The 25,473-nt window shown below is 64.1% G+C and carries 27 protein-coding genes; 11 read left to right on the forward strand and 16 right to left on the reverse strand.

The features are described 5' to 3' along the window. The first annotated feature begins 40 nt into the window (after positions 1-40). Positions 41-1,354 (forward strand): NtaA/DmoA family FMN-dependent monooxygenase, encoded by a 1,314-nt coding sequence (locus AC3G7M_RS04090; RefSeq protein WP_489214441.1) that lies wholly within the window; start codon positions 41-43, stop codon positions 1,352-1,354. Positions 1,355-1,396: 42 nt separating this feature from the next. On the opposite strand, the gene AC3G7M_RS04095 is transcribed toward AC3G7M_RS04090, so the two are convergent. From AC3G7M_RS04095 to AC3G7M_RS04110, 4 genes are all read right to left on the reverse strand, one after another. Next, positions 1,397-1,993: a PIN domain-containing protein gene (locus AC3G7M_RS04095; protein ID WP_489214442.1), complete on the reverse strand. Its 597-nt coding sequence runs from the start codon at positions 1,991-1,993 to the stop codon at positions 1,397-1,399. A 3-nt stretch (positions 1,994-1,996) separates the two neighbouring features. Continuing rightward, entirely contained in the window at positions 1,997-2,473 is a 477-nt protein-coding gene (locus AC3G7M_RS04100; protein WP_489214443.1) for an excisionase family DNA-binding protein, read from the reverse strand. Between the two features lie 136 nt (positions 2,474-2,609). Beyond that, a complete protein-coding gene (gene ilvD, locus AC3G7M_RS04105; RefSeq protein WP_489214444.1) occupies positions 2,610-4,481 on the reverse strand; it encodes a dihydroxy-acid dehydratase in 1,872 nt (623 codons plus the stop codon). 153 nt (positions 4,482-4,634) lie between these two features. Beyond that, positions 4,635-4,865, reverse strand: coding sequence for a dodecin (locus tag AC3G7M_RS04110; RefSeq protein WP_489214445.1), 231 nt, complete (start codon positions 4,863-4,865; stop codon positions 4,635-4,637). A gap of 132 nt (positions 4,866-4,997) precedes the next feature. Between AC3G7M_RS04110 and AC3G7M_RS04115 the strand changes: the two genes are divergently transcribed. Next, positions 4,998-6,305, forward strand: coding sequence for a glutamine synthetase family protein (locus tag AC3G7M_RS04115; protein ID WP_489214446.1), 1,308 nt, complete (start codon positions 4,998-5,000; stop codon positions 6,303-6,305). A gap of 13 nt (positions 6,306-6,318) precedes the next feature. Further along, positions 6,319-6,969 carry a cysteine hydrolase family protein gene (locus AC3G7M_RS04120; RefSeq protein WP_489214447.1) on the forward strand — a complete coding sequence of 217 codons (651 nt, stop codon included), beginning with the start codon at positions 6,319-6,321 and terminating at the stop codon, positions 6,967-6,969. Between the two features lie 186 nt (positions 6,970-7,155). Here the strand turns inward: AC3G7M_RS04120 and AC3G7M_RS04125 are convergent, their stop codons facing one another. After that, positions 7,156-7,509 (reverse strand): hypothetical protein, encoded by a 354-nt coding sequence (locus AC3G7M_RS04125; RefSeq protein ID WP_489214448.1) that lies wholly within the window; start codon positions 7,507-7,509, stop codon positions 7,156-7,158. 17 nt (positions 7,510-7,526) lie between these two features. Continuing rightward, positions 7,527-8,024 carry a hypothetical protein gene (locus AC3G7M_RS04130; protein ID WP_489214449.1) on the reverse strand — a complete coding sequence of 166 codons (498 nt, stop codon included), beginning with the start codon at positions 8,022-8,024 and terminating at the stop codon, positions 7,527-7,529. A 349-nt stretch (positions 8,025-8,373) separates the two neighbouring features. Here AC3G7M_RS04130 and AC3G7M_RS04135 point away from each other — a divergent pair, with 349 nt between their 5' ends. Both AC3G7M_RS04135 and AC3G7M_RS04140 read left to right on the forward strand, forming a co-directional pair. Further along, entirely contained in the window at positions 8,374-8,664 is a 291-nt protein-coding gene (locus AC3G7M_RS04135; protein ID WP_489214450.1) for a type II toxin-antitoxin system TacA family antitoxin, read from the forward strand. Next, complete coding sequence (locus AC3G7M_RS04140; RefSeq protein WP_489214451.1) at positions 8,661-9,167, forward strand: GNAT family N-acetyltransferase; 507 nt, start codon at positions 8,661-8,663, stop codon at positions 9,165-9,167. Before AC3G7M_RS04135 ends, AC3G7M_RS04140 begins: the two co-directional genes overlap by 4 nt. 21 nt (positions 9,168-9,188) lie before the next feature. On the opposite strand, the gene AC3G7M_RS04145 is transcribed toward AC3G7M_RS04140, so the two are convergent. From AC3G7M_RS04145 to AC3G7M_RS04155, 3 genes are all read right to left on the reverse strand, one after another. Next, positions 9,189-10,400, reverse strand: coding sequence for a CynX/NimT family MFS transporter (locus AC3G7M_RS04145; RefSeq protein WP_489214452.1), 1,212 nt, complete (start codon positions 10,398-10,400; stop codon positions 9,189-9,191). Positions 10,401-10,543: 143 nt separating this feature from the next. After that, positions 10,544-11,128: a PAS domain-containing protein gene (locus tag AC3G7M_RS04150; RefSeq protein ID WP_489214453.1), complete on the reverse strand. Its 585-nt coding sequence runs from the start codon at positions 11,126-11,128 to the stop codon at positions 10,544-10,546. Positions 11,129-11,247: 119 nt separating this feature from the next. After that, the gene (locus AC3G7M_RS04155) at positions 11,248-11,868 is read right to left on the reverse strand and encodes a glutathione S-transferase family protein (protein ID WP_489214454.1); all 621 of its coding nucleotides are present in this window, start codon (positions 11,866-11,868) and stop codon (positions 11,248-11,250) included. Positions 11,869-12,027: 159 nt separating this feature from the next. Between AC3G7M_RS04155 and AC3G7M_RS04160 the strand changes: the two genes are divergently transcribed. Continuing rightward, positions 12,028-12,453, forward strand: a complete 426-nt coding sequence (locus AC3G7M_RS04160; RefSeq protein ID WP_489214455.1) for an OsmC family protein — start codon at positions 12,028-12,030, stop codon at positions 12,451-12,453. Between the two features lie 80 nt (positions 12,454-12,533). Here AC3G7M_RS04160 and AC3G7M_RS04165 read toward each other — a convergent pair whose 3' ends face one another. The 7 genes from AC3G7M_RS04165 to AC3G7M_RS04195 all read right to left on the reverse strand — a co-directional run bounded on the left by AC3G7M_RS04165 (position 12,534) and on the right by AC3G7M_RS04195 (position 19,292). Next, a complete protein-coding gene (locus tag AC3G7M_RS04165) occupies positions 12,534-12,797 on the reverse strand; it encodes a hypothetical protein (protein ID WP_489214456.1) in 264 nt (87 codons plus the stop codon). Between the two features lie 182 nt (positions 12,798-12,979). After that, entirely contained in the window at positions 12,980-13,909 is a 930-nt protein-coding gene (locus tag AC3G7M_RS04170; RefSeq protein ID WP_489214457.1) for an NAD-dependent epimerase/dehydratase family protein, read from the reverse strand. A 65-nt stretch (positions 13,910-13,974) separates the two neighbouring features. After that, positions 13,975-15,468 carry an ATP-binding cassette domain-containing protein gene (locus AC3G7M_RS04175; RefSeq protein ID WP_489214458.1) on the reverse strand — a complete coding sequence of 498 codons (1,494 nt, stop codon included), beginning with the start codon at positions 15,466-15,468 and terminating at the stop codon, positions 13,975-13,977. Between the two features lie 263 nt (positions 15,469-15,731). Next, positions 15,732-16,172 carry a ribonuclease HI gene (rnhA, locus tag AC3G7M_RS04180; protein WP_489215950.1) on the reverse strand — a complete coding sequence of 147 codons (441 nt, stop codon included), beginning with the start codon at positions 16,170-16,172 and terminating at the stop codon, positions 15,732-15,734. Positions 16,173-16,206: 34 nt separating this feature from the next. Then, positions 16,207-17,166, reverse strand: a complete 960-nt coding sequence (locus tag AC3G7M_RS04185; RefSeq protein ID WP_489214459.1) for a homoserine kinase — start codon at positions 17,164-17,166, stop codon at positions 16,207-16,209. Positions 17,167-17,312: 146 nt separating this feature from the next. Further along, on the reverse strand, positions 17,313-18,638 hold the full coding sequence (locus AC3G7M_RS04190; protein WP_489214460.1) for a DEAD/DEAH box helicase: 1,326 nt from the start codon (positions 18,636-18,638) through the stop codon (positions 17,313-17,315). Positions 18,639-18,905: 267 nt separating this feature from the next. Beyond that, complete coding sequence (locus AC3G7M_RS04195) at positions 18,906-19,292, reverse strand: MAPEG family protein (RefSeq protein ID WP_489214461.1); 387 nt, start codon at positions 19,290-19,292, stop codon at positions 18,906-18,908. 146 nt (positions 19,293-19,438) lie between these two features. Between AC3G7M_RS04195 and AC3G7M_RS04200 the strand changes: the two genes are divergently transcribed. The 5 genes from AC3G7M_RS04200 to AC3G7M_RS04220 all read left to right on the forward strand — a co-directional run bounded on the left by AC3G7M_RS04200 (position 19,439) and on the right by AC3G7M_RS04220 (position 25,472). Next, on the forward strand, positions 19,439-20,206 hold the full coding sequence (locus AC3G7M_RS04200) for a CDP-diacylglycerol diphosphatase (RefSeq protein ID WP_489214462.1): 768 nt from the start codon (positions 19,439-19,441) through the stop codon (positions 20,204-20,206). A 72-nt stretch (positions 20,207-20,278) separates the two neighbouring features. Continuing rightward, complete coding sequence (locus tag AC3G7M_RS04205; RefSeq protein WP_489214463.1) at positions 20,279-21,397, forward strand: hypothetical protein; 1,119 nt, start codon at positions 20,279-20,281, stop codon at positions 21,395-21,397. A gap of 44 nt (positions 21,398-21,441) precedes the next feature. After that, entirely contained in the window at positions 21,442-22,155 is a 714-nt protein-coding gene (gene hisG, locus AC3G7M_RS04210) for an ATP phosphoribosyltransferase (protein WP_489215952.1), read from the forward strand. Beyond that, positions 22,155-23,450 carry a histidinol dehydrogenase gene (gene hisD, locus AC3G7M_RS04215; RefSeq protein WP_489214464.1) on the forward strand — a complete coding sequence of 432 codons (1,296 nt, stop codon included), beginning with the start codon at positions 22,155-22,157 and terminating at the stop codon, positions 23,448-23,450. Before hisG ends, hisD begins: the two co-directional genes overlap by 1 nt. 108 nt (positions 23,451-23,558) lie before the next feature. Next, positions 23,559-25,472 carry a Hint domain-containing protein gene (locus AC3G7M_RS04220; protein WP_489214465.1) on the forward strand — a complete coding sequence of 638 codons (1,914 nt, stop codon included), beginning with the start codon at positions 23,559-23,561 and terminating at the stop codon, positions 25,470-25,472. The last annotated feature ends 1 nt before the right edge of the window (position 25,473 follow it).

The following is a 25,473-nucleotide window of genomic DNA, read 5'->3' on the forward strand; positions in this document are numbered from 1 at the left end:
GCCCCGCTTTCCGTGCGGGTTCCTGAAGGACTGGCAGAGCATGACCGATCGGCGCTTCCATCTTGGCTGGTTCATGAATTTCACGCCGGACGAGTGGCGCGAGCCGTTCGGCCAGGGCGGCCTGCCCTGGGACGGCAAATTCTATGTCGAAATGGCGCGCACGCTGGAGCGGGCTTGCTTTGACTATATTATGATCGAAGACAAGCTGATGGTGCCGCAAACCTTCGGCGGCAGTACCGAACTGAGCCTGAAGAATGCGATGATGGTGCCCAAGCACGACCCGGCGCCGCTGGCCGTCGCCATGGGCATGGCGACGAGCCGTCTCGGCGTCGTCGCCACCATGTCGACCCTCGCCTATCCGCCCTTCATGCTGGCGCGGCTGTCCTCGACCATCGACAGTCTCACCTCGGGCCGCTTCGGCTGGAATATCGTGACCAGCGCCGAGGATCTGACGGCACAGAATTTCGGTCTTGAGAAACTGCCGCCGCGCGACCTGCGCTATGCGATGGCGGAAGAATATATGGATGTAGTCAACAAGCTTTTCGCATCCTGGGACAAGGACTCCGTGGTGCTGGACCGTGAGCGCGGCGTTTATGCCGACCATACGAAGGTCCATCCGATCCATCACAAAGGAGAATTCTACAGCGTGCGGGGTCCGCTCAACACCGTCCCCTCGCCGCAGCACCGTCCGGTCTATGTGCAGGCCGGCGCATCACCCAAGGGCCGCGACTTCGCCGCCCGGCATGCCGATTCGATCGTCTCGGTCGCCAGCGGCGTGGAGAGCATGAAAGCCTTCCGCGCTGATATCCGCGCCCGTGCGGCGGCGATCGGCCGCGATCCCGACAGCATCAAGGTCATGTTCTGCGTGACGCCGGTTTTGGGCGAGACGGAGGAGGAGGCGCAGGCCAAGCAGCAGCGCATGATCTCGGCGCCGCATTTCATCAACGACATGCTGAGTTCGATTTCCGCCATTACCGAAATCGACTTCGCCCAGTTCGATCTCGACAAGCCGCTGCCTTATGAACTCAAGACGAATGGCGAGCAGGGATCACTCGACAAGTTCCAGCAATGGGGCAGCGGCAAGACCCTGCGGGAACTGGTAGTGGGCGGTGTCGGCGGGCTGGTCTCCTCGGTCGAACTGGTCGGCACGCCGGATCAGGTGGCGGAGCGGATGGGCGCGGTGATGGCAGAGGTCGGCGGCGATGGCTTCCTGATCACGACGCCCGTCCTGCGCGTCAGCCGCCGGCAGATCGTCGAAGTGGCCGATGGGCTGGTGCCGGCACTGCAGAAGCGCGGTCTTGTCCGCACGGCCTATGCGCATGAGACGCTGCGGGACAATCTGCTGGCGTTTTGAGTGAACGCGCCTTTTCATGCCGGGGGCGGTTTGCCGGTAGATCTATCGAGAATTGGTCAGGAGGTGCGGACGTAGCAAATCCGCGGTCTCGGTCAGGCCAACGGCCTCCATGCGAAGAAGAAGCGTTTCGCGGGTCAGTTCGGGCTTTTGAAACCGTCGCCGCATCGCTTCGAGCGCGGCGAGCGCCCTCGGTAGATCGAGGTCTACAGCATCGGCGATGAAATCATCGGCGCTGCGGGCAAAGAGATTGTAACGGGCGAGGATAGAATCAGGAAAGTCTGCGATGTTGTCGGTCACGATGACGGCGGCGCGGGTTTTGACGGCGGCGGCGATCACGTGCAGGTCGTTCGGGTCAGGGAGGTCCGGGATCGCGATGAGATTCTCAAAATCCGCGATACAGGATTCCCGGAAAGCATTTTCCATAGACGCGCGTGACCGGTGCGCGTCGGCTTTTGCGCTGCCGTGGTGACCCTGCCGCTGCCTGATGTCCATGATGGCTGCCTCGGTCTCATCCATGATCCGGGTTGACCAGCGGACGCGAAAGAATTCGGCTTCCGCAAGGGAAAGAATGAGGTTCCGCTTCAAGGCCCCCGCGAGCACGCAGGCATCGACGAGAGCGGTGAAACGATTGGCAAACATGGCTCAGATCAAGTCTGAGTCGAGAGCCGCCAATTCAGACAGGGCCGCTGCCCGTTCCTGATCGCGTTTGATCTTATAGGCGAAGAGATCCTCTGCCTTGATGCGACGATGCCGGCCGGTGAGCGTGAAATGGATTTCATCGCGTTCCAGAAGGCCGATGAGATAGGGGCGGGAGACATTCAGGATATCGGCCGCTTGTTGCGTGGTCAGCATCTGCGTGACCGGCACGAGGGTTACGGCATCGCCGCCACCGATATGGCGCAACAAATCCATCAACAGGGCGGAGAGGTCGGGTGTCAGAATGACATCGGCCGGCTTTCCGTTCTCGTCCGTGACCTTGAGCTTGGTCTCTCGCTCATTGTCGGTCTGGCTGGCGATGATGCGCCGCAGCTGATTGGCGCTGGCCCGCTCCTGAGCGGATGGCAGCCGAGAGCCTAGCCGCTGTGCGCCGATGGGCCGGGCTGACGCTGGCGTTGTCACGGTCTCTCTCCTGCTAATAACTCGCTATAGGCACATCCCATCATAAACGCAATATTCGAAACGCCATACCAGAATCAAAACAAAAGGCGGAGCCTTGCGGCCCCGCCTTGTCTCAGTCTGTCAGGAACGCCGCCGGTTAGCGGCGTTCGACCTGGCTGACGTCGCGCACCGCGCCGCGGGACGCGCTGGTCGTCATCGCGGCATAGGCGCGGAGCGCCGGAGAGACCACGCGGTCACGGTGCGCAGGCTTCCAGGCGGCGCCGCCGCGGGCTTCCATCTCCGCCCGGCGGGCGGCCAGTTCCTCATCCGAGAGCGCCGCACGCATGATGCGGTTGGGGATGTCGATTTCGATGATATCGCCGTCCCGCACCAGGCCGATGGCCCCGCCCTCGGCCGCCTCGGGGGAGACGTGGCCGATGGACAGCCCCGCCGTGCCGCCCGAAAAGCGGCCGTCGGTGACGAGCGCGCAGAGCTTGCCCAGACCCTTCGACTTCAAATAGCTGGTCGGATACAGCATCTCCTGCATGCCGGGGCCCCCCTTGGGGCCTTCGTAGCGGATCAGCACCACCTCGCCCGCCTTGACCTGATTGCCCAGAATACCGGCGACGGCATCGTCCTGGCTTTCAAAGATATGAGCCGGGCCCGAGAAGACGAGGTTGGACGGGTCAACGCCGGCGGTTTTCACGATGGCACCGTCCAGCGCGATATTGCCGAACAGCACGGCGAGGCCGCCGTCCTTGCTGAAAGCATGTTCCACATCGCGGATCACGCCCGTGGCACGGTCAGTATCCAGCTCCGCAAAACGGCGGTCCTGGCTGAAGGCCTCCACCGTGCGGACGCCGCCGGGGGCCGCGCGATAGAGCGTGCCGGCGGTGCTGTCAGGCTCAGCCCCCACCACATCCCATTGCGCGAGGGCCGCGCCGAGCGTGGCGCTGTGGACGGTCGGCAGATCGGTATGGATCAGCCCGCCGCGGTTCAGCTCCGACAGCAGGGCCATGATGCCGCCGGCGCGATGCACGTCCTCCATATGGACGCTCATCACCGAAGGCGAGACCTTGCAGAGGTTCGGCACGCGGCGGGACAGCCGGTCGATATCGGCCATGGTGAAGGGAATGCCGGCTTCCTGGGCGGCAGCCAGCAGATGCAGCACGGTATTGGTCGATCCGCCCATGGCGATGTCGAGCGACATGGCATTCTCGAAAGCCTGGAAGCTCGCGATATTGCGCGGCAGGGCCGAGGCGTCATCCTGCTCGTACCAGCGGCGGGCGAGATCGACGATGGTCCAGCCCGCTTCCACAAACAGCTTGCGGCGATCGGCATGCGTCGCCAGCAGGCTGCCATTGCCGGGCAGCGACAGGCCGAGCGCCTCCGTCAGGCAGTTCATGGAATTGGCGGTGAACATGCCCGAGCAGGACCCGCAGGTCGGGCAGGCCGAGCGTTCCTGCACTTCGGCGTCAGCGTCGGACACGTTCGGGTCAGCGGCCGCGACCATGGCGGTGATGAGATCGGCGCGCTTCTCCACCGCCGCGCCGCCGGTGCCGTCGGCCTTGATCTTGCCGGCTTCCATCGGTCCGCCGGAGACGAAGACGGCCGGGATATTCAGCCGCATCGCGGCCATCAGCATGCCGGGGGTGATCTTGTCGCAGTTGGAGATGCAGACCAGCGCATCGGCGCAATGGGCCTGGACCATATATTCGACCGCGTCCGCGATCAGCTCGCGCGAGGGCAAGCTGTAGAGCATGCCGGAATGGCCCATGGCGATGCCGTCATCGACCGCGATGGTGTTGAATTCCTTGGCGACACCACCGGCCTTCTGGATCTCTCCGGCGACGAGCTGGCCGAGGTCCTTGAGATGGACATGGCCGGGCACGAATTGGGTGAAGGAATTGGCGATGGCGATGATCGGCTTGCCGAAATCGCTGTCGCCCATGCCTGTCGCCCGCCACAGCGCGCGGGCGCCGGCCATGTTGCGGCCATGGGTGGAAGTGCGGGAACGGTAGGCGGGCATAGCGCTATCCTCGGAATAACGGGTCACATTGGCATTTGTGACCTAAACTACGCCCTTCAGCATCATTTTGCGACCCTTCGGGCCTGTGCCCTTGGAAGTTCTGATCTCCTCCCAGGGCCTGAGAGGCTGCAATGCCCGCCGCGCCGATGCGGGTTACGGACGCAGGCTGACGTGCTCGTCTTCCAGGGCGAAGCCCACTTTCAGCGTCACCTGGTAATAGGCGACCTTGCCGTCCTGCACCTGGCCGCGGGTTTCCACGACCTCAAACCAGCGGATATGGCGCAGCGTGCTGGAGGCCTTGGAGATCGCCGATTGGATGGCGTCCTCGACGCTGGTCGGGGACGAGCCGACGACTTCGATCAGCCGATAAACATGGTCGGTCATGAGAGCACTCCTTCTGTTTCCTGAAGCGATATGTTGGAGCGCTGCGCCCAAGCTCAAGCATGCGTCTCATCCGCTTTACCAGCTGGCCGATCCCGTTCCATCATCCCTCGCAGAACGGAACGGGATGGGCCGATGCATCAGGAAGAACTGGTTTTCGTAGGCGTCTGCGACTTGGCCGGGCTGGTGCGGGGCAAGGGCTTCCCGGCGGTCGAGCTGGAGCGGCGGCTGCGTCAGGGTGTCGGCCTCACCGGTTCCAACATCATGATTTCCGCCTTCGGCACGATTTTCTCCTCGCCTTTCGGCACACGCGGCGATGTGGTGATGATGCCGGACCCCTCCACAGCCGTGCAGGTGCCCTTCGATGGTGCCTCGGCCGAGCATTTCTACCTCGCCGATATCCAGGAACTGGACGGCAGCCCCTGGTCCTGCTGCCCGCGGGATTTTCTGCGCCGCGCACTGACGGCGCTGCAGGCGGAGGCTGGGCTGACAATCAAATCCGCTTTCGAGCAGGAATTCGTCCATCTCGGCATCGCGGAGCGGCTGGGTGACGCCTATTCCCTCGCCTCCTATCGCCGCCAGGGCGCGTTCGGAGAGAGCCTGACCGGCGCGCTGCGCGCCGCCGGGGTGACGCCGGATAGTTTCCTGCCCGAGTATGGGCCGCGCCAGTTTGAAGTAACGGTGAAGCCTACAATCGGCCTGCGCGCGGCGGATGAGGCTGTCATCGTGCGGGAAATGATCCGCGCGGTCTCGGAACGGATGGGCTTCCGCGCGAGCCTGGCGCCCATCCTGCAGCCGGACGGCATCGGCAATGGCACGCATATTCATTTCAGCCTGTGGGACGGCGCCGGCAATCCTGTCTCGCGCGATGCCGCCGCACCGTACGGCGTGTCCGCCCGCATCGCCCCTTTCCTAGCCGGCATTCTGCACCACCTGCCGGCGCTGACCGCCATCACCGCGCCCTCCGTCGCTTCCTACTACCGGTTGCAGCCCAATCGCTGGGCGCCGGTCTGGGCCTTTCTGGGCCGGCAGGACCGGGGTGCGGCCTTGCGCGTGGCCCCCGTCTTTCCGGGTGCGCCGGAGAAGGCCGACCGGCAGTTCAATCTCGAATTCCGCGTGGCGGACGCTGCCGCCTGCCCGTATCTGGCGCTGGGCGCCATCGTGCATGCGGGGCTGGACGGTATCCGCCGCAACCGGACGCTGCCCGTGGAACGAGCAGACTTCTGGGATCTGTCCGAGGAAGCGCGGGCAGCGGCCGGCATCCGGACCCTGCCCCGCTCGCTGGGCGAAGCGCTGGACCGTCTCGAAGCGACGGAAGAAGCGCGGGGCTGGTTCGGGCCTGAGTTCCTTTCCGCTTATCTCGAATTCAAACGCTCCGAGATTGCCGCGCTGGCCGATCTGGAACCGTCTGACATTTGTGACCGCTATGCCGCGATCTATTGAAAGTGCTGCGCCCATGAAAGACTTCAAGCTGAGCCGCAACGTGCCGGTGGTTAAAGGTGAGACGGCCCTGCTGCTGATCGATACGCAGAATTACACCATGCCGGGCGGCGGCGAATATGCGGGGATGGACCCGGACACGATCGCCGAAAAATACGGCTATTTCTTCGATGAAATGGAGACGCGCGGCATTCCCAATATGCAGCGCCTGCAGGCAGCCTGCCGCAATGCGGGGATTGAGGTGATGTTCACCGTCATCGAAAGCCTGACCCAGGACGGGCGCGACATGGGGCTGGATTACAAGATCAGCGGTCTGTTCTGCCCGAAGGGGTCGCATGACGCGCAGGTGCTCGACGCGCTGAAGCCCCTGCCCGATGAGATCGTCATTCCGAAAACCTCATCCTCGGTCTTCATCTCCACCAATATCGATTACGTTCTGCGTAACCTCGGCGTGCGCTATCTCATTATTGTCGGCGCCTTGACCGATCAATGTGTCGATTCCGCCGTGCGCGATGCCTGCGACCTCGGCTATCTCGTGACCCTGCCTACGGATGCCTGCGTCACCCAATCGGCCGAGCGGCACGCAACCTCGCTTGCCAATAACCGCGGCTATTGCCGGCAGGTGACGACGGCAGACCTCGTCGCGGAGATTGAGGCGTTGGGGTAGCAGGCCGGGGCGGAGCGGTTTTTGCTTCGGTCCGCTTACGTTTGGGGAAGCGGATACCACACATTTGACTCAGAGCAAGGCTTGGCCGATGACGGAATGGTGGGTCTGGAACGGTAAAAAGCGAAAGCAGGCTCTGCTGCGACGCCGATTCGGCGTCCGAGCTTCCGCACTAATTTGTCTACCTTTTTAGGCCCCCGGAGGTGTAGAGGCTGGCCAATCAGGAACAGCACCCCTAGCAATCCGTTCAAGTTCAGCCATCAGGTTACCAAAAACCTCCGGCAGTTCAATTTTCAGTTTTGGGCCGACTACGGTTTTATATTCCGATGTAAGAATACATTCTATCTTCCGACTTGCTTCTTTGAGCTGCAAGAGAAGCTGGTAAGCGTTCACAACTTCAACATCTGCAATCGTAGCCTGAGTGGCAATTTGTCTCCCAAGAGATGGAAGGTCTAAGATTTCATTGGAGTTTTTTATGGTTGCAATATCAATCAATTTGTTTCGATCATTTAAAATGGCTTTCAGATTCTGTGTGTAGGTCATAATCCAGCCAGAAAGCATTATAAGGCCTGGGTCTTTAGCGATAAAAATGGTAGGTTTTGGGAAAGATTTACATCTTCAAGATAAGGCTCAGGACAGCGTTTCATCATGGGTAGAAACTCAGAGTGCAATAGGAAGTCGAATTCTTCTAGTTTTCTTGGGTCGTCATGCAAGTGTTCTATTGCTGCGCACGCATCGTGACTTTGTTTGTGGTGCGGTAATATTTGCTGCATGACCGTATGGATAAGGGTCGTGATATTGAACGCAACCGCGGTGTTTGCACCGCTCAGCAGAGCGAGTTCCTTTTCTAGACGTTCGCGGACTGCCTTTCGTATCTCTCGTCGCGTTTTAAGACCATCGAGTAAAAGCGCCGTTGCCAAACCCAAGAGCGAGGCTAGGAATATTGGCAACGCCATAATGAGGAAGTGTTTCCAGTATGGAGTATGGTCCTTAAGTGCGTCGATTGAAGCGAGTAGCTTTTGTAGCTGGCTATCATCAACGGTAACCTTTTCTGCCATCTTTTGAGCCTCGATTTTGATCGTCGCGTGGTGGTGCAGTTGTTTGCTTGGCGAGCCTCAAGTTTATATCGAACGATCGGGATTAGTGTAGGGCTGTCGCCTAATCAGACTGATGACTGCTGTTTCCGGTATCATCTACCCAATCGCGTGGCGGCCAACTTGGGTCGCAAGCTTCCGCAATCCGCAATCCGCAATCCGCAATCCGGCGACCAGGGCAGAGGGCAACAAGGGCCCATTGGACGTAGCTGATAGTAAACGTGCCACCTTATCGTGAGGATTGGCGTTGGGACTACGCGAAGCCTTGAAAAATACGGCAATATGCCGTATATAGGCGCTAGGAGTTCCCCAGATGGCAAAGCTGCAGACTGAAACCGAGACCGCCCGGTTGGAAGCGCGGATACCGGTCCAGGTCTACGAGCAGATGCAGCGTGCCGCGCGCCTGCGCGGCATGACCCTGACTGGCTATCTCATTGCGACCGCAGGTGAAGACGCCCGCCGCGTCGTTGAGAGCGCCGACATCATGCGCTTGGCACGGGAGGATCAAATCCGCTTCGCCGAGGCGCTGATCCATCCGCCCAACCCGAATGCGCGCCTAGCCCGCGCGGCGCAGCGCCATGCCGAGCTGATCGAGAAGCGGTGAACGCCCGCTTCGCCATTGAGCCATTGGCGAAGGGCCATTACCGCGGTAATTTTACCTGCGGCCACGACCGCGTCGATCGATATTTTCGCGAAACGGTCACGCAGGATGTGAAGCGCAACTATGCCAGCTGTTTTGTGGCGCGGGATATCGCGACTGATCGGGTGGCGGGCTTCTATACACTCTCTTCCAGCAATGTGCCCTTGGCCGAGGTGCCGGATGTGTTGGCAAAGAAGCTGCCCCGTTACCCGACAGTCCCCGCGGTGCTGATTGGCTGGCTGGGCTGCGACCGCGACTTTGCCGGGCAAGGACTGGGGGGCGCGTTGGTGGTCGATGCCATCAGGACAGTGGTGGCCGCGCCGATCGGCGCCCACGCCGTCTTCGCTGATGCGATCGACGACCGGGCGGCGGCGTTCTATGCGTCCTTCGGCTTCACGCCCTTGGTACATCGCCCGCACACGCTCTATCTGCCGGTCGCGACGGCGCTGAGCCTGATATCGGCGTAACGCTCAACCCGAGCGCAGCCCCTACCCTTCATACCGCGCGCGGATCTGCCGGGCGCGGCCCGCGCCCAGTCCCGCCGCCAGCATCGCCGCACCAAGACCGGTGACGAGGATAGAAACCCCGATCCAATTGCCCATCGCCGTATGCAGCAGGCCCGCCAGCAGCGGTCCGGCCGAGGCCAGAATATAGCCCACCCCCTGCGCCATGCCGGAGAGGTGCCGGGTCAGCTGCGCATCCGGCGACCGCAGCACGATCAGCATCAAGGCAATCGGAAAAAGTCCGCCCTGGCTGAATCCCAGCAATACAGACCAGATCCAGACTGACCCCAGCGGCGCGTAGAGGCAGCCGAGCAGACTGGCGACGCAGAGCAGGCTCAGTGCCGCGACGGCGGGACGCTGATCCCGCCCCAGGGTCGCCAGCGCGGGGGCAACGAAGGACGAGACTGCTTGGGCTACGATGGAAATCGACAAAGCCAGCCCGGCATCGACGGCGGACAGACCGCGGTCGCGCAGGATGGGGGCGAGCCAGCCGAAGACGATATAGGCCAGCGCCGATTGCAGCCCCATGAACAGCGTCACCTGCCAGGCCAGCCGGTCAGACCACAGGCCGAGCAGCCGGCGCTGGCCGAGACTGGTCTCCTCACGCGGTCTCCGCAGTTGCGGCAGCCAGAGGAGCATGGCGAGCAAGGCTGGCACCGCCCAGATCGCCAGAGCGGGCGCCCAGGAGCCGAGCAGTTTCTCCAGCGGCACCGTGGCGCCGGCGGCGAGCGCCGCACCCGCGGACATGGTCATGACGTAAAGGCCCGTGATGAAGGCGACGCGATTGGGGAAGTCGCGCTTCACCAGACTGGGCAGCAGCACGTTGATGACCCCGATGCCGCCACAGCCGAGGATTTGACCGGCGAACAGGCTGAGAGACCCGCCAGCACCCCGCAGGACCGTGCCCACCATCAGGGCCGCGAGAGCAGCGACCACCGCCCGCTCCATTCCCAAAACCCGGCTGAGCCGGGGGGCCAGCATGCTGAACAGGCCAAAGCAGAGCGCCGGCAGCATGGTCAGCACACTCACCCCGGTGCCGGACAGATGGGCCGCGCGCGACACGTCTGGCAGCACGGGCCCGATACTGGTCAGGGGGGTGCGCAGATTGAAGGCGATCAAGACCAGCGCCGCGCCCAGCAGGACGATGCTGGCGGGCGCGCGCATGCCGGGTTTGCCCAGCTTGAGGTTAAGCGTCATGGAGACTGCGCTACCATTCCCGACCTGCCGTGAGCAGGGTGCGCCCGGACCGTCTGGCCCCCGCTTTTAGCTTGTCCACACCGATCATCGCAGCGGGATCAGCATGCTGCGCGCTTGCGCGGCTTGATACCGGGTTCAGCCAGCTACTGCCCAGTAGCCTTGAAGGCCTCCAGCGTTCCCGGTTGCAGCTTGGTCGAGATTTCGGCCAGGCGGTGCGCGGCCGCGACAATGCGCTCCAATTCCGCCGTCTGCGCGGCAAGGCCCACCACCTTCAAGAGCGCGTGAAATTCCGCCTCCAATGCCGGGACCAGGTGGGCGCGGCCAAATTGCACTTCGTCCAGCCAGGCGGGCGATCCCTTTGTGATATCGAGCTGATTGCCAAAGAAAAACAGCAAAGTCCCCGCGGCATCGCGCACCGGCGAAATGAACAGCAGGTTGTAGAAATGCGATCCGTCCCGGCGGTAGTTGACGATCCATTCGATGCAGCCCTGGCCGGCATCCAGGCAGGCACGGATACGGGCCGGAGAGGCCGGATCGGTGCGCGGTCCCTGCAAAAAGCGGCAGTTGCGGCCAACAATCTCCGCGACCGGATAGCCCGTCAGATCCGCGAAGGCCTGATTGGCCGCCACCATCGGCGTGTCGGGCAAATTGGGATCACTCAACACCATCGGCGCGGCGCTATGGTGCATCGCGGCTGTCAGGGCATCCTGGATTTCCGTGCCGCTCATTGCCGAACTCCTCTGAGGCGGGAGATTTAAGAACGCGTCAGATCATATAAGGCGAAATCAACCTGCCAACCAAGGATTGTCGCGCGGGCGTGGCGCCCGACTGAAGTGATCACCACCCGCTAGCGCTGCCGCATCGCGTCTGTGCGCTGCACGCTTGGCCGCGTCTTCATCGCTGCGGTATGGGCCGCAATCTTTGGAAAGCGTGCAGGGTCGACGCCGTCGCCCTCCAGCCACTCGCTGAAGACAAAAAGATAGGGGTCAGCGATCGAGAAACGCTCCCCCATCACCCAGGGGCCGCGGAACAGCCTCTCCTCGATCAGCGCGAAACTGGCGCCCACGGTTTCCGGCACCTTGCGCCGCATCTCAGCAATCGCGGCCGGGTCGTCGGCCCAGCGGTGGCCGCGCTGCTTATGGGCGTGGGCGACATGCAGGGTGGAGACGATATAGGCATTGAAGGACTCGAGTTCGGCGAGGGCGAAAGGGTCCGCCGGCAGGGCGAGTGCGGAGTGAGGGTAAAGCCGCGCGATATAGGTCAGGATGGCTGGCGTCTCGGTCAGCACGCCGTGATCCGTCACCAGCGCCGGCACGCGGCCCTTGGGATTGATCGCGAGATAGGCGGGCGTGCGCTGGTCGCCGTCCGGCAGGCTCATCGGGACAGGGTCATATACGGCCCCGGCCTCTTCCAGCGCGATCTGCACGGCGCGCGCGCAGCTATCCGGTGAAAAATAGAGTTTCAGCATTGTCCCCGCCCCCGCTCGGCCTTTGACCGCAGCAGGGCAGGCCCGGGCCCGATCGTCAAGCCATGCCGTCTTGCACAGCGGTCAGGCCGGTCCACTTCCAGACCAGCCCGGCTTGCAGTGCCGGCCGGGGGGCTTCTCACCACGCAAAGGACGCGACAGATGAAAACGACAGGTTCGGCTGTTTGGGAAGGCGGCATCAAGGACGGCCGTGGCGCCATTTCCACCAAAAGCGGTGCGCTCAGCGCTTATCCTTATGGATTTGCAAGCCGTTTTGAAGGCAAGCCGGGTACCAATCCAGAAGAGCTGATCGGCGCGGCCCATGCCGGCTGCTTCACCATGGCGCTATCGCTGATCCTGGGGAATGCGGATCTGAAGGCCGCGCATATGGAGACGAGCGCCGAGGTCACGCTGGACAAGGACGGCGACGGCTTCTCCATCACGGCCGTGCATCTTACGCTGCGGGCGAAAGTGCCCGGCGCCACGCCCGAGAAATTCGCAGAACTGGCGGGGATGGCGAAGGCCGGCTGTCCGGTCTCGAAACTTCTCAAGGCCGAGATTACGCTCGACGCACAGCTGATCGACTGATTGCGTCACGAAACGAGACGGGCGTTTCCACCCGTCTCGTTTCAGCTTCGGTCAAAGACGCTTTGTGGCTTGCGGGACGATCAGTTGCCGTCGGCAGTGCCGCTGGCCTTGCCCATGCCGGAGCCACCCGGCTGCGCGCCCGGCGGGTTGGTGGTGGACGTCGTGGTGCTGGCGCTGGCCGTCCCGGAAGAGGGCGTCACCGTGCCGGAAGCGGCCGGCACGCCGGCGGTCGCCGGTGCGTTGGAGGCGGCCGTCGCGCTGCTGCTTTGCGCAAACGCGCCGGTGATGGCCAGCGGCGACAAAAGCAGCGCCGAGGAAAGAGCGATAGTGGCAATCGAACGCATGAAATATCCCAATCTGCTAAGGCCGCGTCGGTGCGGCCGGTCGGAAACTCAGTTGGGATGCGCACCGTACGATTACCGCTCAAATATTTTTGACATCCCGCCGCAGCGTCCCCCTTGGCCGCGCCTGTGCTGCATCGCGCTGGGCCGGCCGCCAGCGTGATGCCAAACATCAAGTCTGTGCATCAGCCTTTCGCAAGTTCAGCATAGAGATCGTCCTGCGGGTCATAGCCGAGCCACTGCGAGGCCTCTGCTATGCTCCAGCCCATGTCACGGTTGCGGGAATTGCCATTGATCAGGATACCGGGCACCGGCCAGGCCACGGGATCGGCGGTCAGGCTCTTTTCGATGAGCTGAGTGAAATCCCGGTTGGACAGCCACATGGCGCGAAACCAGCGCAAGGCGGTGGCACTCGCCACGTCCAAGGCCGCTTCGTCGATATCGGCCGAGCCGCCGGGCGTGCCGGACAGGTTGACCCCGCTGGCGTGGTTGTCGCCGCGCAGCACCCAGCCGATGCGAATGGTCACCGTCGTCAGCCGCCCGCCGGAGGACGCCGCCAGCAGCGCCATGCAGCGCTCGCCCATCAGTTTGGAGGCGGCATAGCCGGTGGAATCGATGTTTGCGTGGCCATTGTACCAATGCGTGCCGGGTGCGGGCGGCAGGGCCGGCGTCAGCAGCCCGGGCCCGATCCGGTCCGCCAGCGGCGCATCCTTGTAGCCGCCCATGACGTGGTTGGAGGAGAGGAAGACCATGCGCCGCACGCCATGACGAAGGGCGGAGAGGCCCAGCGCCTGGACCATATCGAAGGAGACGGCCGCCTCCTCCCAGGTCGCGTCCGGGATGGGGTTGGCGGCCGCGCAATGCAGCAGGGCATCGACCCCGGCCATCGGCTCGTCCCAGGCTGGATCGAAGCGGCTGAGATCCGCCCGGACGACGTCGAGTTTCGCACGCGCGGCGGCGGAGAATTGCGGCGCCTCATCCCCGAAAACGGTCGCGATGATGCGCTTGCACCAGGGCGTGGCGGCCAGAGCTTCCACCGCCTTGCCGCCCAGATTGCCCCCTGCCCCGGTCACCATCACCGTTTCTGGCCTGGTGAATAGGTTTTGACCGCTCATGCGCTGTTCCTTCCTCTCCGCTCCGGCCGCGTGCCGTGACAGGGTCTTTGTGCCCCGTGCCGCCATCAATACGCTGGTTTGCGGACCTCCTCCAACTGGCCGCCCGTGATCTGCAGGAAGCGATTGGCGACCGTCTCGATGAAGCGCCGGTCGTGCGAGACCATCAGGCAGGCGGCGTCCGACCGCGCCAGCTCGGCCTCCAGCGCTTCCTGACCCGCGATGTCGAGATGGTTGGTGGGTTCGTCGAGCAGGAACAGGTTCGGCTGTTCAAGGCGCAGGATGAGCATGGCAAGCCGGGCGCGCTGACCGCCTGAAAGCTGGGCGACGGTCTGTCCTTGCCGGTCCACAGCAAAGCCCGCGCCCGCGAGCAAGGACCTGATCGGCTGGTCGGCGATCGCAAAGCGGTCCCGAATGGCGCCATGCAGCGTTTCAGCCTGGCCCAGATGGCTCAGCGTCTGGTCGCAGATGCCGGGAATGACCCAGGCCGCACAGGTGATGCCATGATAGGCGTGGCCGCGCAGGACAGCCGCCACCTGCGCCATGAAACAGGATTTGCCGGCGCCGTTCGGCCCCAGCAGCACGACGCGGTCACCGGGTGCGATCCATAATGTATCCGTTCTGAACAGGCGGCGCCCGTCGGGTGCGGTGATGATGGCGTGATCGAGTGCCAGCAGGAATTTCGTCCGCGCCTCGCTGTCGCTGAGCCGGATGAGCCCCGATTGGGCGGCCGGAGCGGCGGGCCGCGCGGCGGCTTCGATACGCTCCGCCCGGTCCTTGAGCTGCTTCGTTTTGACCGTCAGCAGGTCGGAGCCGGAATTGATGCCGACATTGCGCAGCTTGGCGGCCTGGCGGCGCAGCTGGCCTGCCTGCCGCAGATCGGTTTCAAACCGCCGCGCCCGCGCCGCGTCCATGGCATCCAGGCTGATGCGGGCCTGCGTGTAGCTTTGGGCAAAATCGGCGCAGGCATCGGCGCGCAGGAACAGCGTGCGGTTGCTCACATGATCCAGAAAAGCACGGTCATGACTGGCGATGATCAAAGCCTTGTCTTTCGCCAGGCCCGTGATCCAGTCCTGCATGTGGCGGATGCGGTCGAAGTCGAGATGATTGGTTGGCTCATCCAATAAGATGATGTCAGGATCATTGACGGTCGCGCGGGCGAGCAGCGCCATGCGCTGCCAGCCGCCGCTCAATGCGCCCAAGGGCTGCGACCAGAAAGCTTGCGGAATGCCGATAGCATCGAGGGCGACGGCCGCGCGCCAGGAGTCCCAGTCCCGTGTGTCGGCCGGGAGATTTGCGGTGACAACCGCCTCCACGCTCTGCCCAAGCCAGGCCGCAGGTGGTGTCTGCGGCATCAGGGCGATTGAGAGATTGCGGGCATAGTGGCAGGCGCCACTGGAGGGCTGCCGCTTCTCGGCCAGCATCTGCAGCAGCGTCGATTTGCCGAGACCATTGCCGGCAATGAGGCCCAGCCGGTCGCCCTTATGCAGGGTCAGGTTAAGATCGGAGAAAAGCGCCGTGCCGATGGTGACGCCGGCAGAGTCGAGGATGATCAGGGACATGGTTTCGTCTTTCTCGGTCCCCGCCGGATGCATGATCCAGGCATGGGGACAGCGGCTCATGGGAATGAGCTGACAGACGAGAATGACGCTGGTGAGGGTTATCCTCCCTCGGGGCGGCCCGCCTGATCAGCCCTGCAAACGCATCTGCAGGGCGAAAACGGGACCGCGCTTCTGGTAATGACTATACAGCATCACGCGACCCTCCCTCTGGCTGGAACTGACGATGGACTTTCATAACGGATGGATGGCGGCGGATGCAAGCGTCACTCACCCGCGAGAAGGATTTCCCGCGCGCGGGTTGCCAGCACATCGGCGCGTTCGTTCATGACGTCACCGGCGTGTCCCCGCACCCAGCGCCAGTCGATGTCATGCCGCTTGGCGGCGTCCAGAATGCGCCTCCATAGATCCATATTCGCGACGGGGTCGCCCGCCGCATTGCGCCAGTTCTTGCGCACCCAGCCGGTGTGCCAGCGGGTAATGCCGTTGCGCAGATATTCGCTGTCAGTATTGAGCACGATGGTGCAGGGACGGGTCAGCGCCTCGAGCGCTTCGGCCGCGGCCGTCAGCTCCATGCGGTTATTGGTCGTCACAGGCTCGGCCCCCGACAATTCCTTCTCGGCGGCGCCGAAGCGCAGGATGGCAGCCCAGCCGCCCGGACCGGGATTGGGCTTGCAGCCGCCATCGGTCCAGATTTCGACAACCATGCGGGCCTTCTCGGCCTCGGCCGCCATCGCGGTCTCATCCGACATAGGCAGCGATCCCCGTGGCATGGCTGTGGAAGCGCAGCTTGCGCAGATATTCGATCGGGTCTTTCGGCGTCACCAGGGCGCCTTCCGGCACATAGAGCCAGTCATAGAGGCGCGTCAGCAGAAAGCGCAGCGCCGAGCCCTGGGCCAGAACGGGGAGTGCGGCAATCTCCGCCTCCGACAAGGGACGCACGGATTGATAGGCGCCGATCAGCGCCCGGCCCTTGGTCACGTTGAAGGCGCCGTCCAGCTCAAAGCACCAGGCGTTGAGGCAGATGGCGAGGTCATAGGCGAGGATATCGGTCGCCGCAAAATAGAAGTCGATGAGGCCGGAAATGCGGCCGTCCAGAAAAAAGACGTTGTCGGGAAAAAGGTCAGCATGGATCTGGCCGCGCGGCAGGTCCTGCGGCCACGCGGCGAGGACTTGGTCCAGCGTCGCGGTCAGTTCGGCGCCGAGGCCAGGTGTCACCTCATCAGCGCGGCTGAGGCTGCGCGCGAGCAGCGGCGACCAGCCAGCGGGGCCCAGAGCATTAGGGCGCTCGGGCGCGTAGCTGGCGCCGGCGGCATGGAGTTCGGCGAGCGCCGCACCCAGCGGTGCGCAATGCGTCTGCTGCACGCGGCGCGGCCAGACGCCGGGCAGGAAGGTGGTGATGGCGGCGTGGCGGTCAGCCAGCATATGCAAGGACCCGCCGTCACGGGCCGCCACGGGCTGCGGGCAGTTCACGCCCTTGGTCGCAAGATGCTGCATGAGGCCGATGAACCAGGGCAGATCGTTCGGGTTCACGCGTTTTTCGTACAGGGTGAGGATGAAATCGCCGGTTGTGGTGCGCAGCATGTAGTTGCTGTTCTCGACACCCTCGGCGATGCCGCGAAAGGCCACAACCTCTCCGATATCATAAGCGGAGAGGAAGGCACGCAGCGCGTCATCAGTGACTTCGGTATAGACGGCCATTCAGTTTCACCCAGGAAAGACACCTTTTCCTAGGGTCCCGTGGCCACCAAGGCCAGAGGCAAAGACAGGCTCCCTGCCAAAAGAAAGGGCGAAGGTGGGTTGTGCCCACCTTCGCCCTGTATCGTCAGGCGTGCGTGTCGAGAGGCTTACGCGGCCTTCGGCTGGCGCGGACGACGGCCGGAGCCGGAGCGCTTACCGCGACGCTTCGGCCGGTCCTGGCCGGGGGCACCCGGCTTGGAGGGCGCGAAAGCCCGCGGCGGACGCGGGGCGCGCGGCACCTCGATTTCCACCACGTCCGGCTGCGCGCCATCCTGGTCATTCGCGGCGACAGGCGTCGCGACCTTCATGATGACGCCGGTCAGGCGCTGGATGTCCTTGAGGAAGCCACGCTCGCTCGGGTCGCAGAAGGCGAAGGCAATGCCGCTGGCGCCGGCGCGCGCGGTGCGGCCGATGCGATGCACATAGCTTTCCGGCTCATTAGGCAGCTCGAAATTGACGACATGGGAGATGCCGGTGACATGGATGCCGCGGGCGGCAAGGTCGGTTGCGACCAGCACGCGGGAGTCGCCGCCCTTGAAGCGGTCCAGAATGCGCTGGCGCGCGTTCTGGCTCTTGTTGCCATGCATGGCGTCCGCCGGGATGCCGGAGGCCGTCAGATGCTCGGCGACCTTGTCGGCGCCGCGCTTGGTACGGGTGAAGACAATGACGCGCGACAATGCGGGGTCGCGCAGCAGCGTCACCAGCAGGCGCTTCTTGGCGGGCGCATCGGTGAAATAGACATGCTGCTCGATCTTGTCGGGCGTCGCCGTCTCGGACTTCACCTGGACCGTCACCGGATCGCGCAGCAGGCTGCTGGCGAGCTGGCCGATTTCTTTCGGCATGGTGGCGGAGAACAGCATCGACTGGCGCTTCTGCGGCAGGCGCGACAGGATCGTGCGGATGTCCTTGATGAAGCCGAGGTCAAGCATCTGATCGCCCTCGTCGAGGACGAAGTGGCTCACCTGTTCGAGCAGAAGCTCATTCGTGTTCATCAGGTCAAGCAGGCGGCCCGGCGTGCCGATGACGATATCGGTGCCGCGGCGCATGCGCTCCACCTGGGGTGAGCGGCCGACGCCGCCCAGAATCACGACCGTACGGATGCCGGTGCCGGCGGCGAACTTCTTGATGCTCTCATTGATCTGGAGCGCCAGTTCGCGGGTCGGCGCCAGGATCAGCGCGCGGGTGCAGAAGGGACGGACGCGGCGCGGATCAGCCAGCAGATGCTGGATCACGGGCAGCGCGAAGGCGCCGGTCTTGCCGGTGCCGGTCTGGGCCAGGCCGAGCAGATCGCGGCCGGCCAGAAGTTCGGGGATGGCGCGGGCCTGAATGGGGGTCGGCGCCGCGAAATTCTGGCTCGCAAGGGCCGCCAGAAGCTGTGGGTTGAGGCCGAGGGCCGCGAAAGTATCGTTCGTCGTCTTAGGAATATCGGTCACAATAGTCTCCACGCCGCCCTGGATTCGATGCCAGGCGGTTCGTGTTCAAGCTCCCCGCGCGACGCGGAGTGGAACAGGTTTGAAGAGGATTGCTCAGAAAAGGATGACCCGGATGCGCCCCGTAAAGCGGGCTGCAGGAACAGCTGGATCACCGTTCGCGCATCTCACGAACAATCATGGCTGGCTGCTACCGCAGTGCAGCACAAAGATCAACGACAATCTGGCGCAGCAGGGAAGGGATGCCGGCAGAGCGTGGCTTACGCCTAGCTATGCGATGCCGATGAGAAGCAGCACGAGGCCCAGGAGGCTGACGAGCCAGACCAGCGAGCGCACCATGGGCACGCCCGCGACATAAAGCGGCCAATAGACGATGCGGGCCCAGAAATAGAGATTGGCGCCGAGAATGGTGAGGGTGGAGTGGCGATGCAGGACAGCGCCCGCCAGGACGAGCGCTAGAAAGGCCGGATAGGTCTCGCGGAAATTGGCGAAGGCGCGGATGACGCGGCCGCCGACACCTTCGATCGGCTTCTGATCGTCCCGCGCGCTGCCGCCATAGGCGACTCCGCGGGTGAGGGTCACGGCGCAGCCGGTGGCCAGGCATTGCAGCAATCCGAAGACGACGGACCACAGCAGCAGGGACATCTCGATCGTCACGGTGCGGCTTTCCTATGCTGGGGCAGGCGGGTGGCGTAAAACGAGCCGCGCTCCTGGCGGTGATGTAGGAGCCGGGGGCAAGATTGCCACAGGGCGGGGGATCACGGATGCGCTTATTCGAGACATGGCGCCGCAGGCCAGGGCAGGTGCCCCGCGCCCTCATTGTCATGGGCGCGGTCATTCTCGTCTGTCTGCCGATCGTCTTCCTGGGCGCGGCGACGGACCCTAATATCCTGTGGAAGATCGTCGATGGGCGCTGCGTCGTCGACCAGAAGCGCTTCGGCCATCCGGCGCCCTGCGCCCAAGTGGACCTTGCCGACGGCTATGCGCTGCTCAAGGATATTTATGGGCGGACGCAATATCTTCTGATCCCGACGACGCGCCTGACCGGGATCGAGAGCCCGGCTTTGCTGCAGCCCGGCAGCCCCAATTATTTCGCCGATGCCTGGGGTGCGACCGCACTGGTGGGGCAAAGCCTGGGGCACCCGCTGCCGCGGCAGGATCTGAGCCTCGCCATCAACTCGGTGAATGGGCGGACGCAGCAGCAATTGCATATTCATATCGACTGCATCAGCATTCCCGTGCAGGCGGCGCTGGCGCGCCATGCCGGTCGCCTGTCCGCGTCCTGGACGCCCTTCCCGGAGCGTCTGCACGGTCAGCCCTATCAGGCGATGCGAATCGTGGGCAGCAGCCTGGGCAGCGCCGATCCCTTCCGCCTGCTGGCAGGAAAGCTTCCCGGTGCGTCCGGCGATATGGGCGCCTATACGCTGGTGGTGGCCGGTGTCACGGGGCGGGACGGTGCGCCCGGCTTCGTGCTGCTGGCGGGCAAAAGCGATCTGGCGCAGGGCGATTTCGGCAGTGGCGAGGAATTGCAGGACCATGACTGTGCCATCGGCCATTTACCGGCCCTTTGAATACGGTGTGGCCGAGCTATAACGGTTGTGTTCCAGTGACTTGCCTTCTGTCCATCGGGGGAAGAACCGCCTTTGCAAACGATCGCCCCGCCTGCGATGCCTGACCAGACAGAGCCGGAAGGTGTGACGACCGATCCGCGCGCAGCGGTCGACGGTGACTGGTATCGCGGCTTTTACCCCGATATCGCGGCTGCGGGCGTCGATCCGGTGGCCCATTACCTGACGCTCGGCTGGCAGGAACAGCGCTGGCCGAGCCCGGTCTTCGACCCTGGCTTCTACGGCGCGCAGTTGCCAGCCCCGCCCGCGGGCGACCCCTTGCTGCATTACCTGGCGGTGGGTGAAGGCGCCGCTTTGCGGCCGATCCCGTGGTTCGATCCGGTCTGGTATCGCGCCGCCTACGGCGTCCCGCCGGGACAATCCTGCCTGATCCATTATCTCAGTGCGCGCCATGGCGGCGCGGTCAGCCCCAACCGGATCTTCGATCCGCTCTTCTATGCGGCGCAATATCCAGATGTGGCGACGGCCGGGATCGACCTTTTCGAGCATTACCGCAGCAATGGACGCCGCGAGGGCCGCCTGCCGCGGGATGAGCGCGCCATCTTGCGCGACAGCGGTCTGGTCGACACCAATTACTATTATATCAACGGGCCCGACGTGCATCAGGCGGGGCTCGATGCCGTCGATCATTATGCGGTCGAAGGCTGGCGGGAACATCGCCGCCCCAACCCCTATTTCGACGGCGTCTGGTATCGCCAGCGCTACAATCCGCCGGAGACCATGAGTCCGCTCTGCCATTATGTCCTGGTGGGCGAGGCGCAGGGCCACCGGCCCAGCCTCTATTTCGATCCGGGCTGGTATCGCCGCTTCTATGGTCTGGGTGCCGAGCAGATTGCGCTGGCGCATTATCTGGCCAACCGCGCGACGCGTCGTTTCAGCCCGCTGCCGCTGTTCGATCTGGATTTCTATATCGCGACCTATGGCGCCGAACTGGGCCGGGCGCGCGATATTTTCGCCCATTACCTGGCGATCGGGGCGATGCGGGACTATGACCCCGCGCCCTGGTTCAGAGCCGCTGCCTATCGCGAGCGGCATATGACCGACCAGCCGCCGCCCCCCGCCGCGACCGCGGAGGTCGGCCGCAACCCGCTGCTGCATTTCCTGTGCAGCTATATCCTGGCCGCTGATCACTGAGCGCGCTTTGCCGCGGGGCCGGGCGATGCTAGAGCCCCCGCGTGATGACCCAATCCGCCGAACTCTCCCGCCCTGATCTGGAAAAGGCCGCTTCAGGCGAAAGCCCGATCGTGATGGCGCTGCCCAAGGGCCGCATTCTGGGCGAATGCATGCCGCTGTTCAATCATATGGGCATTACCCTGCCGCAGGACCTGGTGGATGAAAGCGGACGCCGCCTGCGCTTCCCGACCAGCCATCCGGGGCTTGATATCGTGCGCGTGCGGTCCTTCGATGTTGCGACCTTCGTCGCCTTCGGCGCCGCCGAGATCGGCATCTGCGGCGCAGACGTGCTGATGGAATTCGACTATTCGGAAATCTATGCGCCGCTCGACCTTGGCATCGGGCGCTGCCGCGTCTCGGTCGCCGAGCCCGAGGAGACTGCCGGCACGGATGATCCGACGCGCTGGTCGCGCGTGCGGGTCGCCTCCAAATATCCCAATATCGCGCGCAAGCATTACGCCGCCCGCGGCATCCATGCCGAGGTCGTGCATCTGTCGGGGGCGATGGAACTGGCGCCGCGCGTCGGCCTGTCGCGCCTGATCGTCGATCTGGTGCAGACCGGATCGACCTTGAAGGCGAATGGATTGGTCGAGACGGAGGTCATCGCGTCCGTCTCCAGCCGGCTGATCGTCAACCGCACCGCGCTGAAGACCCGCCCCGAGGTCATCGGCGCCTGGATCGCGCGCTTCCGCGAGGCGGTCGAACAGGGAGCATCCTGATGCAGCGTCTTTCGACCCGCGACGCCGGTTTTGCGGCGGCTTTTGCGGACCTGCTCGACCAGGCGCGCGAAACGACTGAGACGGTCGGCCCGCAGGTCAAGGCCATCATCGATGCGGTACGGGCGCGGGGCGACGCGGCCCTTTGCGAGTACACCTCGCGCTTCGATCGCGTGACGATGACCGCGGACCGGCTGGCGGTGACGCCGGCCGAGATTGCGGCCGCGACCGCCTCCATTCCGGCGGACTTACTGGCCGCGCTGGATCTGGCCGCGACCCGGATTGAGGCTTTTCACCGCGCGCAATTGCCGGGCGATCTGGTGATGGCGGATGCGGCGGGCTATCGCCTTGGCATGCGCTGGTCGGCGCTGGATGCGGTGGGGCTTTATGTGCCCGGCGGCACGGCATCCTATCCGTCCTCGGTGCTGATGAATGCCGTGCCTGCCAAGGTCGCGGGTGTTGCGCGGATTGCGATCTGCGTGCCGGCGCCGGACGGCGTGCTCAACCCGCTGGTGCTGGCGGCGGCTGCGCGCGCGGGCGTGTCGGAAATCTATCGGGTCGGCGGTGCGCAGGCGGTGGCGGCCCTCGCCTATGGCACCGAGACGATCGCGGCTGTCGACCGCATTGTGGGTCCCGGTAATGCCTATGTGGCGGAGGCGAAGCGGCAGGTCTTCGGGCGCGTTGGCATCGACGGGATCGCCGGGCCGTCGGAAGTCGTCGTGGTCGCGGATGCGCTGAACGACCCGGCCCATGTCGCGATGGATCTGCTGGCCCAGGCCGAGCACGACGCATCCTCGCAGAGCATTCTGATCACCGATGACGCGGCTTTTGCGGATGCGGTGGCGGCGGCGGTCTCGGCCGCGCTGCAAACCCTGCCGCGCGCCGCGATTGCCGGCGCGAGCTGGGAAGACCACGGCGCCATTCTGCTCGTCTCCGACTGGGAGGAGGCCGCGGCATTGGTCAACCGTCTGGCGCCCGAGCATCTGCAGGTGATGCTGGCGGAGCCGCAGGATTTCTTCGCGCGCGTGCGCCATGCCGGTGCCGTCTTCCTGGGCCGCTTCGTGCCGGAAGCGGTGGGCGATTACGTGGCCGGGCCGAACCATGTTCTGCCGACGGGACGGACAGCGCGCTTTGCCTCGGGCCTCTCGGTCTTCGATTTCATCAAGCGCACGACCTGGGTCGAAGGGGATGCGGCAGCGCTGGCGCAGGTGGGGCCGGCAGCCGTGCGCCTGGCCGAGACGGAAGGGTTGACCGCGCATGCGCAGTCGATCGCGATCCGTCTCTCTTCAGAAAGTTGAGTGAATAACTTAACGAAACCCTAAAGTGCCCCGGGGTTATGGGTTTCCGTTAACAAATAATTTGCCCTTTGCCGTCTATAGATCCCTCATCAGGTGCGTGGAGGGATCATGTCGGGGACGATTTCTACGGCGATTACGCAGAGCGTAACGCTGACCAGCAGCCCAACGACGGTGACATCCGGCGGCTCTGTCGAGACGACCTCCGGGAATGCCATCACCGGCGCTGCCGGCAATGTGCCGGTTTCTGGTTGGTCAATTATTAACGCAGGAACCATTACTGCGACCGGAACCGCAACGAATGGCATTAACCTGGCGGCTGCGGGCAGCATCGCGAATAGCGGCGTGATTGCCGGCTACAACAACGGCATCAATGTCACCGGCGGGCGCGCCACGGTAACCAATAGCGGCACCATCGATTCGAGCCCGACGAAGATCGTCACCGGATCGCCCAACAATCTTTATGACGGCCTCTATCTGGGTGCCGGCGGCATCGTCACCAACAATGCTGGCGGCACGATCTTCGGCGGTATCGGCGGCATCGACATCGCAGGCGGCCTGGGCACCGTCAACAATTCCGGCCTGATCGACACGACCACCCTGCAGGGCAATGGCGTGGCACTGGAAGACGGCGGCACCATCACCAATGCCGGCACAACCGGCATCTATGGCGATTTCTCAGGCATTTCCGTCTATGGTGCGGCAGGTGTCATCACCAACAGCGCCATGATCAATGCCGTCGGCCTCAACGGCTACGGCGTTTATCTGGGCGCCGGCGGCACCGTCACCAATACGGCCTCCGCCTCGATCGTCGGCTCCTATCAGGGGTTGGCGGCGGATGTCGTTCGCGCCACGCTGAGCAATGCGGGCTATGTCTATGGCAGCGATATCGGCGTCAATCTCAAGGCCGGCGGCCTCATCACCAACCTGGCGGGCGGCACGATCAAGGCAGTGACCACGGGCATTGTCGTCAGCGGCGGCACCGTAATCAATGCCGGAACGATTGCAGGTGGTGCTGCCGTGAGTTTCGGCGCCGGACTTGCCAATGATCTAGTCGTGGAGAGTGGTGCGGTCTTCACGGGCACCGTCACAGGTGGCGGCAGCGCCAGCGTGCTGGAACTCGGGGCCGAGACCAGCGGCACCACCGGGACGCTGACCGGAATCGGTGGCCAGATCACGGGCTTCGATACCATCGCCTTCGATTCAGGTGATGCCTGGCAGCTGGCTGGAAGCTTCGGCGGTTTCGGCGGTGATACGGTCACGGGCTTTGCCAATGGCGACAGCATTCTCCTCAGTGGCGCGACGGGGGTGACCTCCAGCCTCAGCGGGTCCACCCTGTCGCTGACCAGCGGTGGCGTCACCGAGACCCTGTCCTTCACGGCGCAGGGCGGGGGCACGCTGCAAGTGCAGACCGTGGGCGCGAATACGGTCATCACGCTGGTGCCCTGTTTCGTCGCGGGCACGCGCATCGCGACCCCCGCGGGCGACGTGGCGGTCGAGGCGCTACGGGTCGGGGACGATGTGCTGACCGTGCGGGGTGAGGTCTTGCCGGTGATCTGGACGGGAGAAACGGCGGTCGAATGCGCGCAACACGACAATCCTGGCCTGGTCTGGCCGGTGCGCATCAGCGCCCATGCTTTCGGCCCCGCCATGCCGCACCGGGATCTGTATCTCTCGCCCGATCACGCCGTGCTTGCGGGCGGGGTGCTGATCCCGATCAAATATCTGGTGAACGGCATCAGCGTGACCCAGACAGCGCAGGATAAGGTGCATTATCATCATATCGAGCTGGCGCATCATGCCGTGGTGCTGGCGGAGGGGCTTGCGGCCGAAACCTATCTCGATATCGGCGACCGCGGCGCGCTGGGCCTCGGCCGCTGCGATGAAGCAAGCGGGATGGCGCGGGATGTGCAGTTTCTGCGCGACGCCCTGGCCTGTGCGCCCATCCGGGTCACCGGGCCCGAGGTCGATCAGGTCCGGCAGGTGCTGGCGGGCTGGGTCGCGCGTCACCGTCGCGCGGCTTGAG

The organism is Acidisoma sibiricum, from assembly GCF_057837225.1.

Excerpts from the sequence above, each read along its gene's own strand:
- AC3G7M_RS04090 (WP_489214441.1), top strand. The coding sequence starts at position 41 with ATGACCGATCGGCGCTTCCATCTTGGCTGGTTCATGAATTTCACGCCG.
- AC3G7M_RS04095 (WP_489214442.1), bottom strand. The coding sequence starts at position 1,993 with ATGTTTGCCAATCGTTTCACCGCTCTCGTCGATGCCTGCGTGCTCGCG.
- ilvD (WP_489214444.1), bottom strand. The coding sequence starts at position 4,481 with ATGCCCGCCTACCGTTCCCGCACTTCCACCCATGGCCGCAACATGGCC.
- AC3G7M_RS04110 (WP_489214445.1), bottom strand. The coding sequence starts at position 4,865 with ATGACCGACCATGTTTATCGGCTGATCGAAGTCGTCGGCTCGTCCCCG.
- AC3G7M_RS04115 (WP_489214446.1), top strand. The coding sequence starts at position 4,998 with ATGCATCAGGAAGAACTGGTTTTCGTAGGCGTCTGCGACTTGGCCGGG.
- AC3G7M_RS04120 (WP_489214447.1), top strand. The coding sequence starts at position 6,319 with ATGAAAGACTTCAAGCTGAGCCGCAACGTGCCGGTGGTTAAAGGTGAG.
- AC3G7M_RS04125 (WP_489214448.1), bottom strand. The coding sequence starts at position 7,509 with ATGACCTACACACAGAATCTGAAAGCCATTTTAAATGATCGAAACAAA.
- AC3G7M_RS04130 (WP_489214449.1), bottom strand. The coding sequence starts at position 8,024 with ATGGCAGAAAAGGTTACCGTTGATGATAGCCAGCTACAAAAGCTACTC.
- AC3G7M_RS04135 (WP_489214450.1), top strand. The coding sequence starts at position 8,374 with ATGGCAAAGCTGCAGACTGAAACCGAGACCGCCCGGTTGGAAGCGCGG.
- AC3G7M_RS04145 (WP_489214452.1), bottom strand. The coding sequence starts at position 10,400 with ATGACGCTTAACCTCAAGCTGGGCAAACCCGGCATGCGCGCGCCCGCC.
- AC3G7M_RS04150 (WP_489214453.1), bottom strand. The coding sequence starts at position 11,128 with ATGAGCGGCACGGAAATCCAGGATGCCCTGACAGCCGCGATGCACCAT.
- AC3G7M_RS04155 (WP_489214454.1), bottom strand. The coding sequence starts at position 11,868 with ATGCTGAAACTCTATTTTTCACCGGATAGCTGCGCGCGCGCCGTGCAG.
- AC3G7M_RS04160 (WP_489214455.1), top strand. The coding sequence starts at position 12,028 with ATGAAAACGACAGGTTCGGCTGTTTGGGAAGGCGGCATCAAGGACGGC.
- AC3G7M_RS04165 (WP_489214456.1), bottom strand. The coding sequence starts at position 12,797 with ATGCGTTCGATTGCCACTATCGCTCTTTCCTCGGCGCTGCTTTTGTCG.
- AC3G7M_RS04170 (WP_489214457.1), bottom strand. The coding sequence starts at position 13,909 with ATGAGCGGTCAAAACCTATTCACCAGGCCAGAAACGGTGATGGTGACC.
- AC3G7M_RS04175 (WP_489214458.1), bottom strand. The coding sequence starts at position 15,468 with ATGTCCCTGATCATCCTCGACTCTGCCGGCGTCACCATCGGCACGGCG.
- rnhA (WP_489215950.1), bottom strand. The coding sequence starts at position 16,172 with ATGGTTGTCGAAATCTGGACCGATGGCGGCTGCAAGCCCAATCCCGGT.
- AC3G7M_RS04185 (WP_489214459.1), bottom strand. The coding sequence starts at position 17,166 with ATGGCCGTCTATACCGAAGTCACTGATGACGCGCTGCGTGCCTTCCTC.
- hisG (WP_489215952.1), top strand. The coding sequence starts at position 21,442 with ATGACCCAATCCGCCGAACTCTCCCGCCCTGATCTGGAAAAGGCCGCT.
- hisD (WP_489214464.1), top strand. The coding sequence starts at position 22,155 with ATGCAGCGTCTTTCGACCCGCGACGCCGGTTTTGCGGCGGCTTTTGCG.
- AC3G7M_RS04220 (WP_489214465.1), top strand. The coding sequence starts at position 23,559 with ATGTCGGGGACGATTTCTACGGCGATTACGCAGAGCGTAACGCTGACC.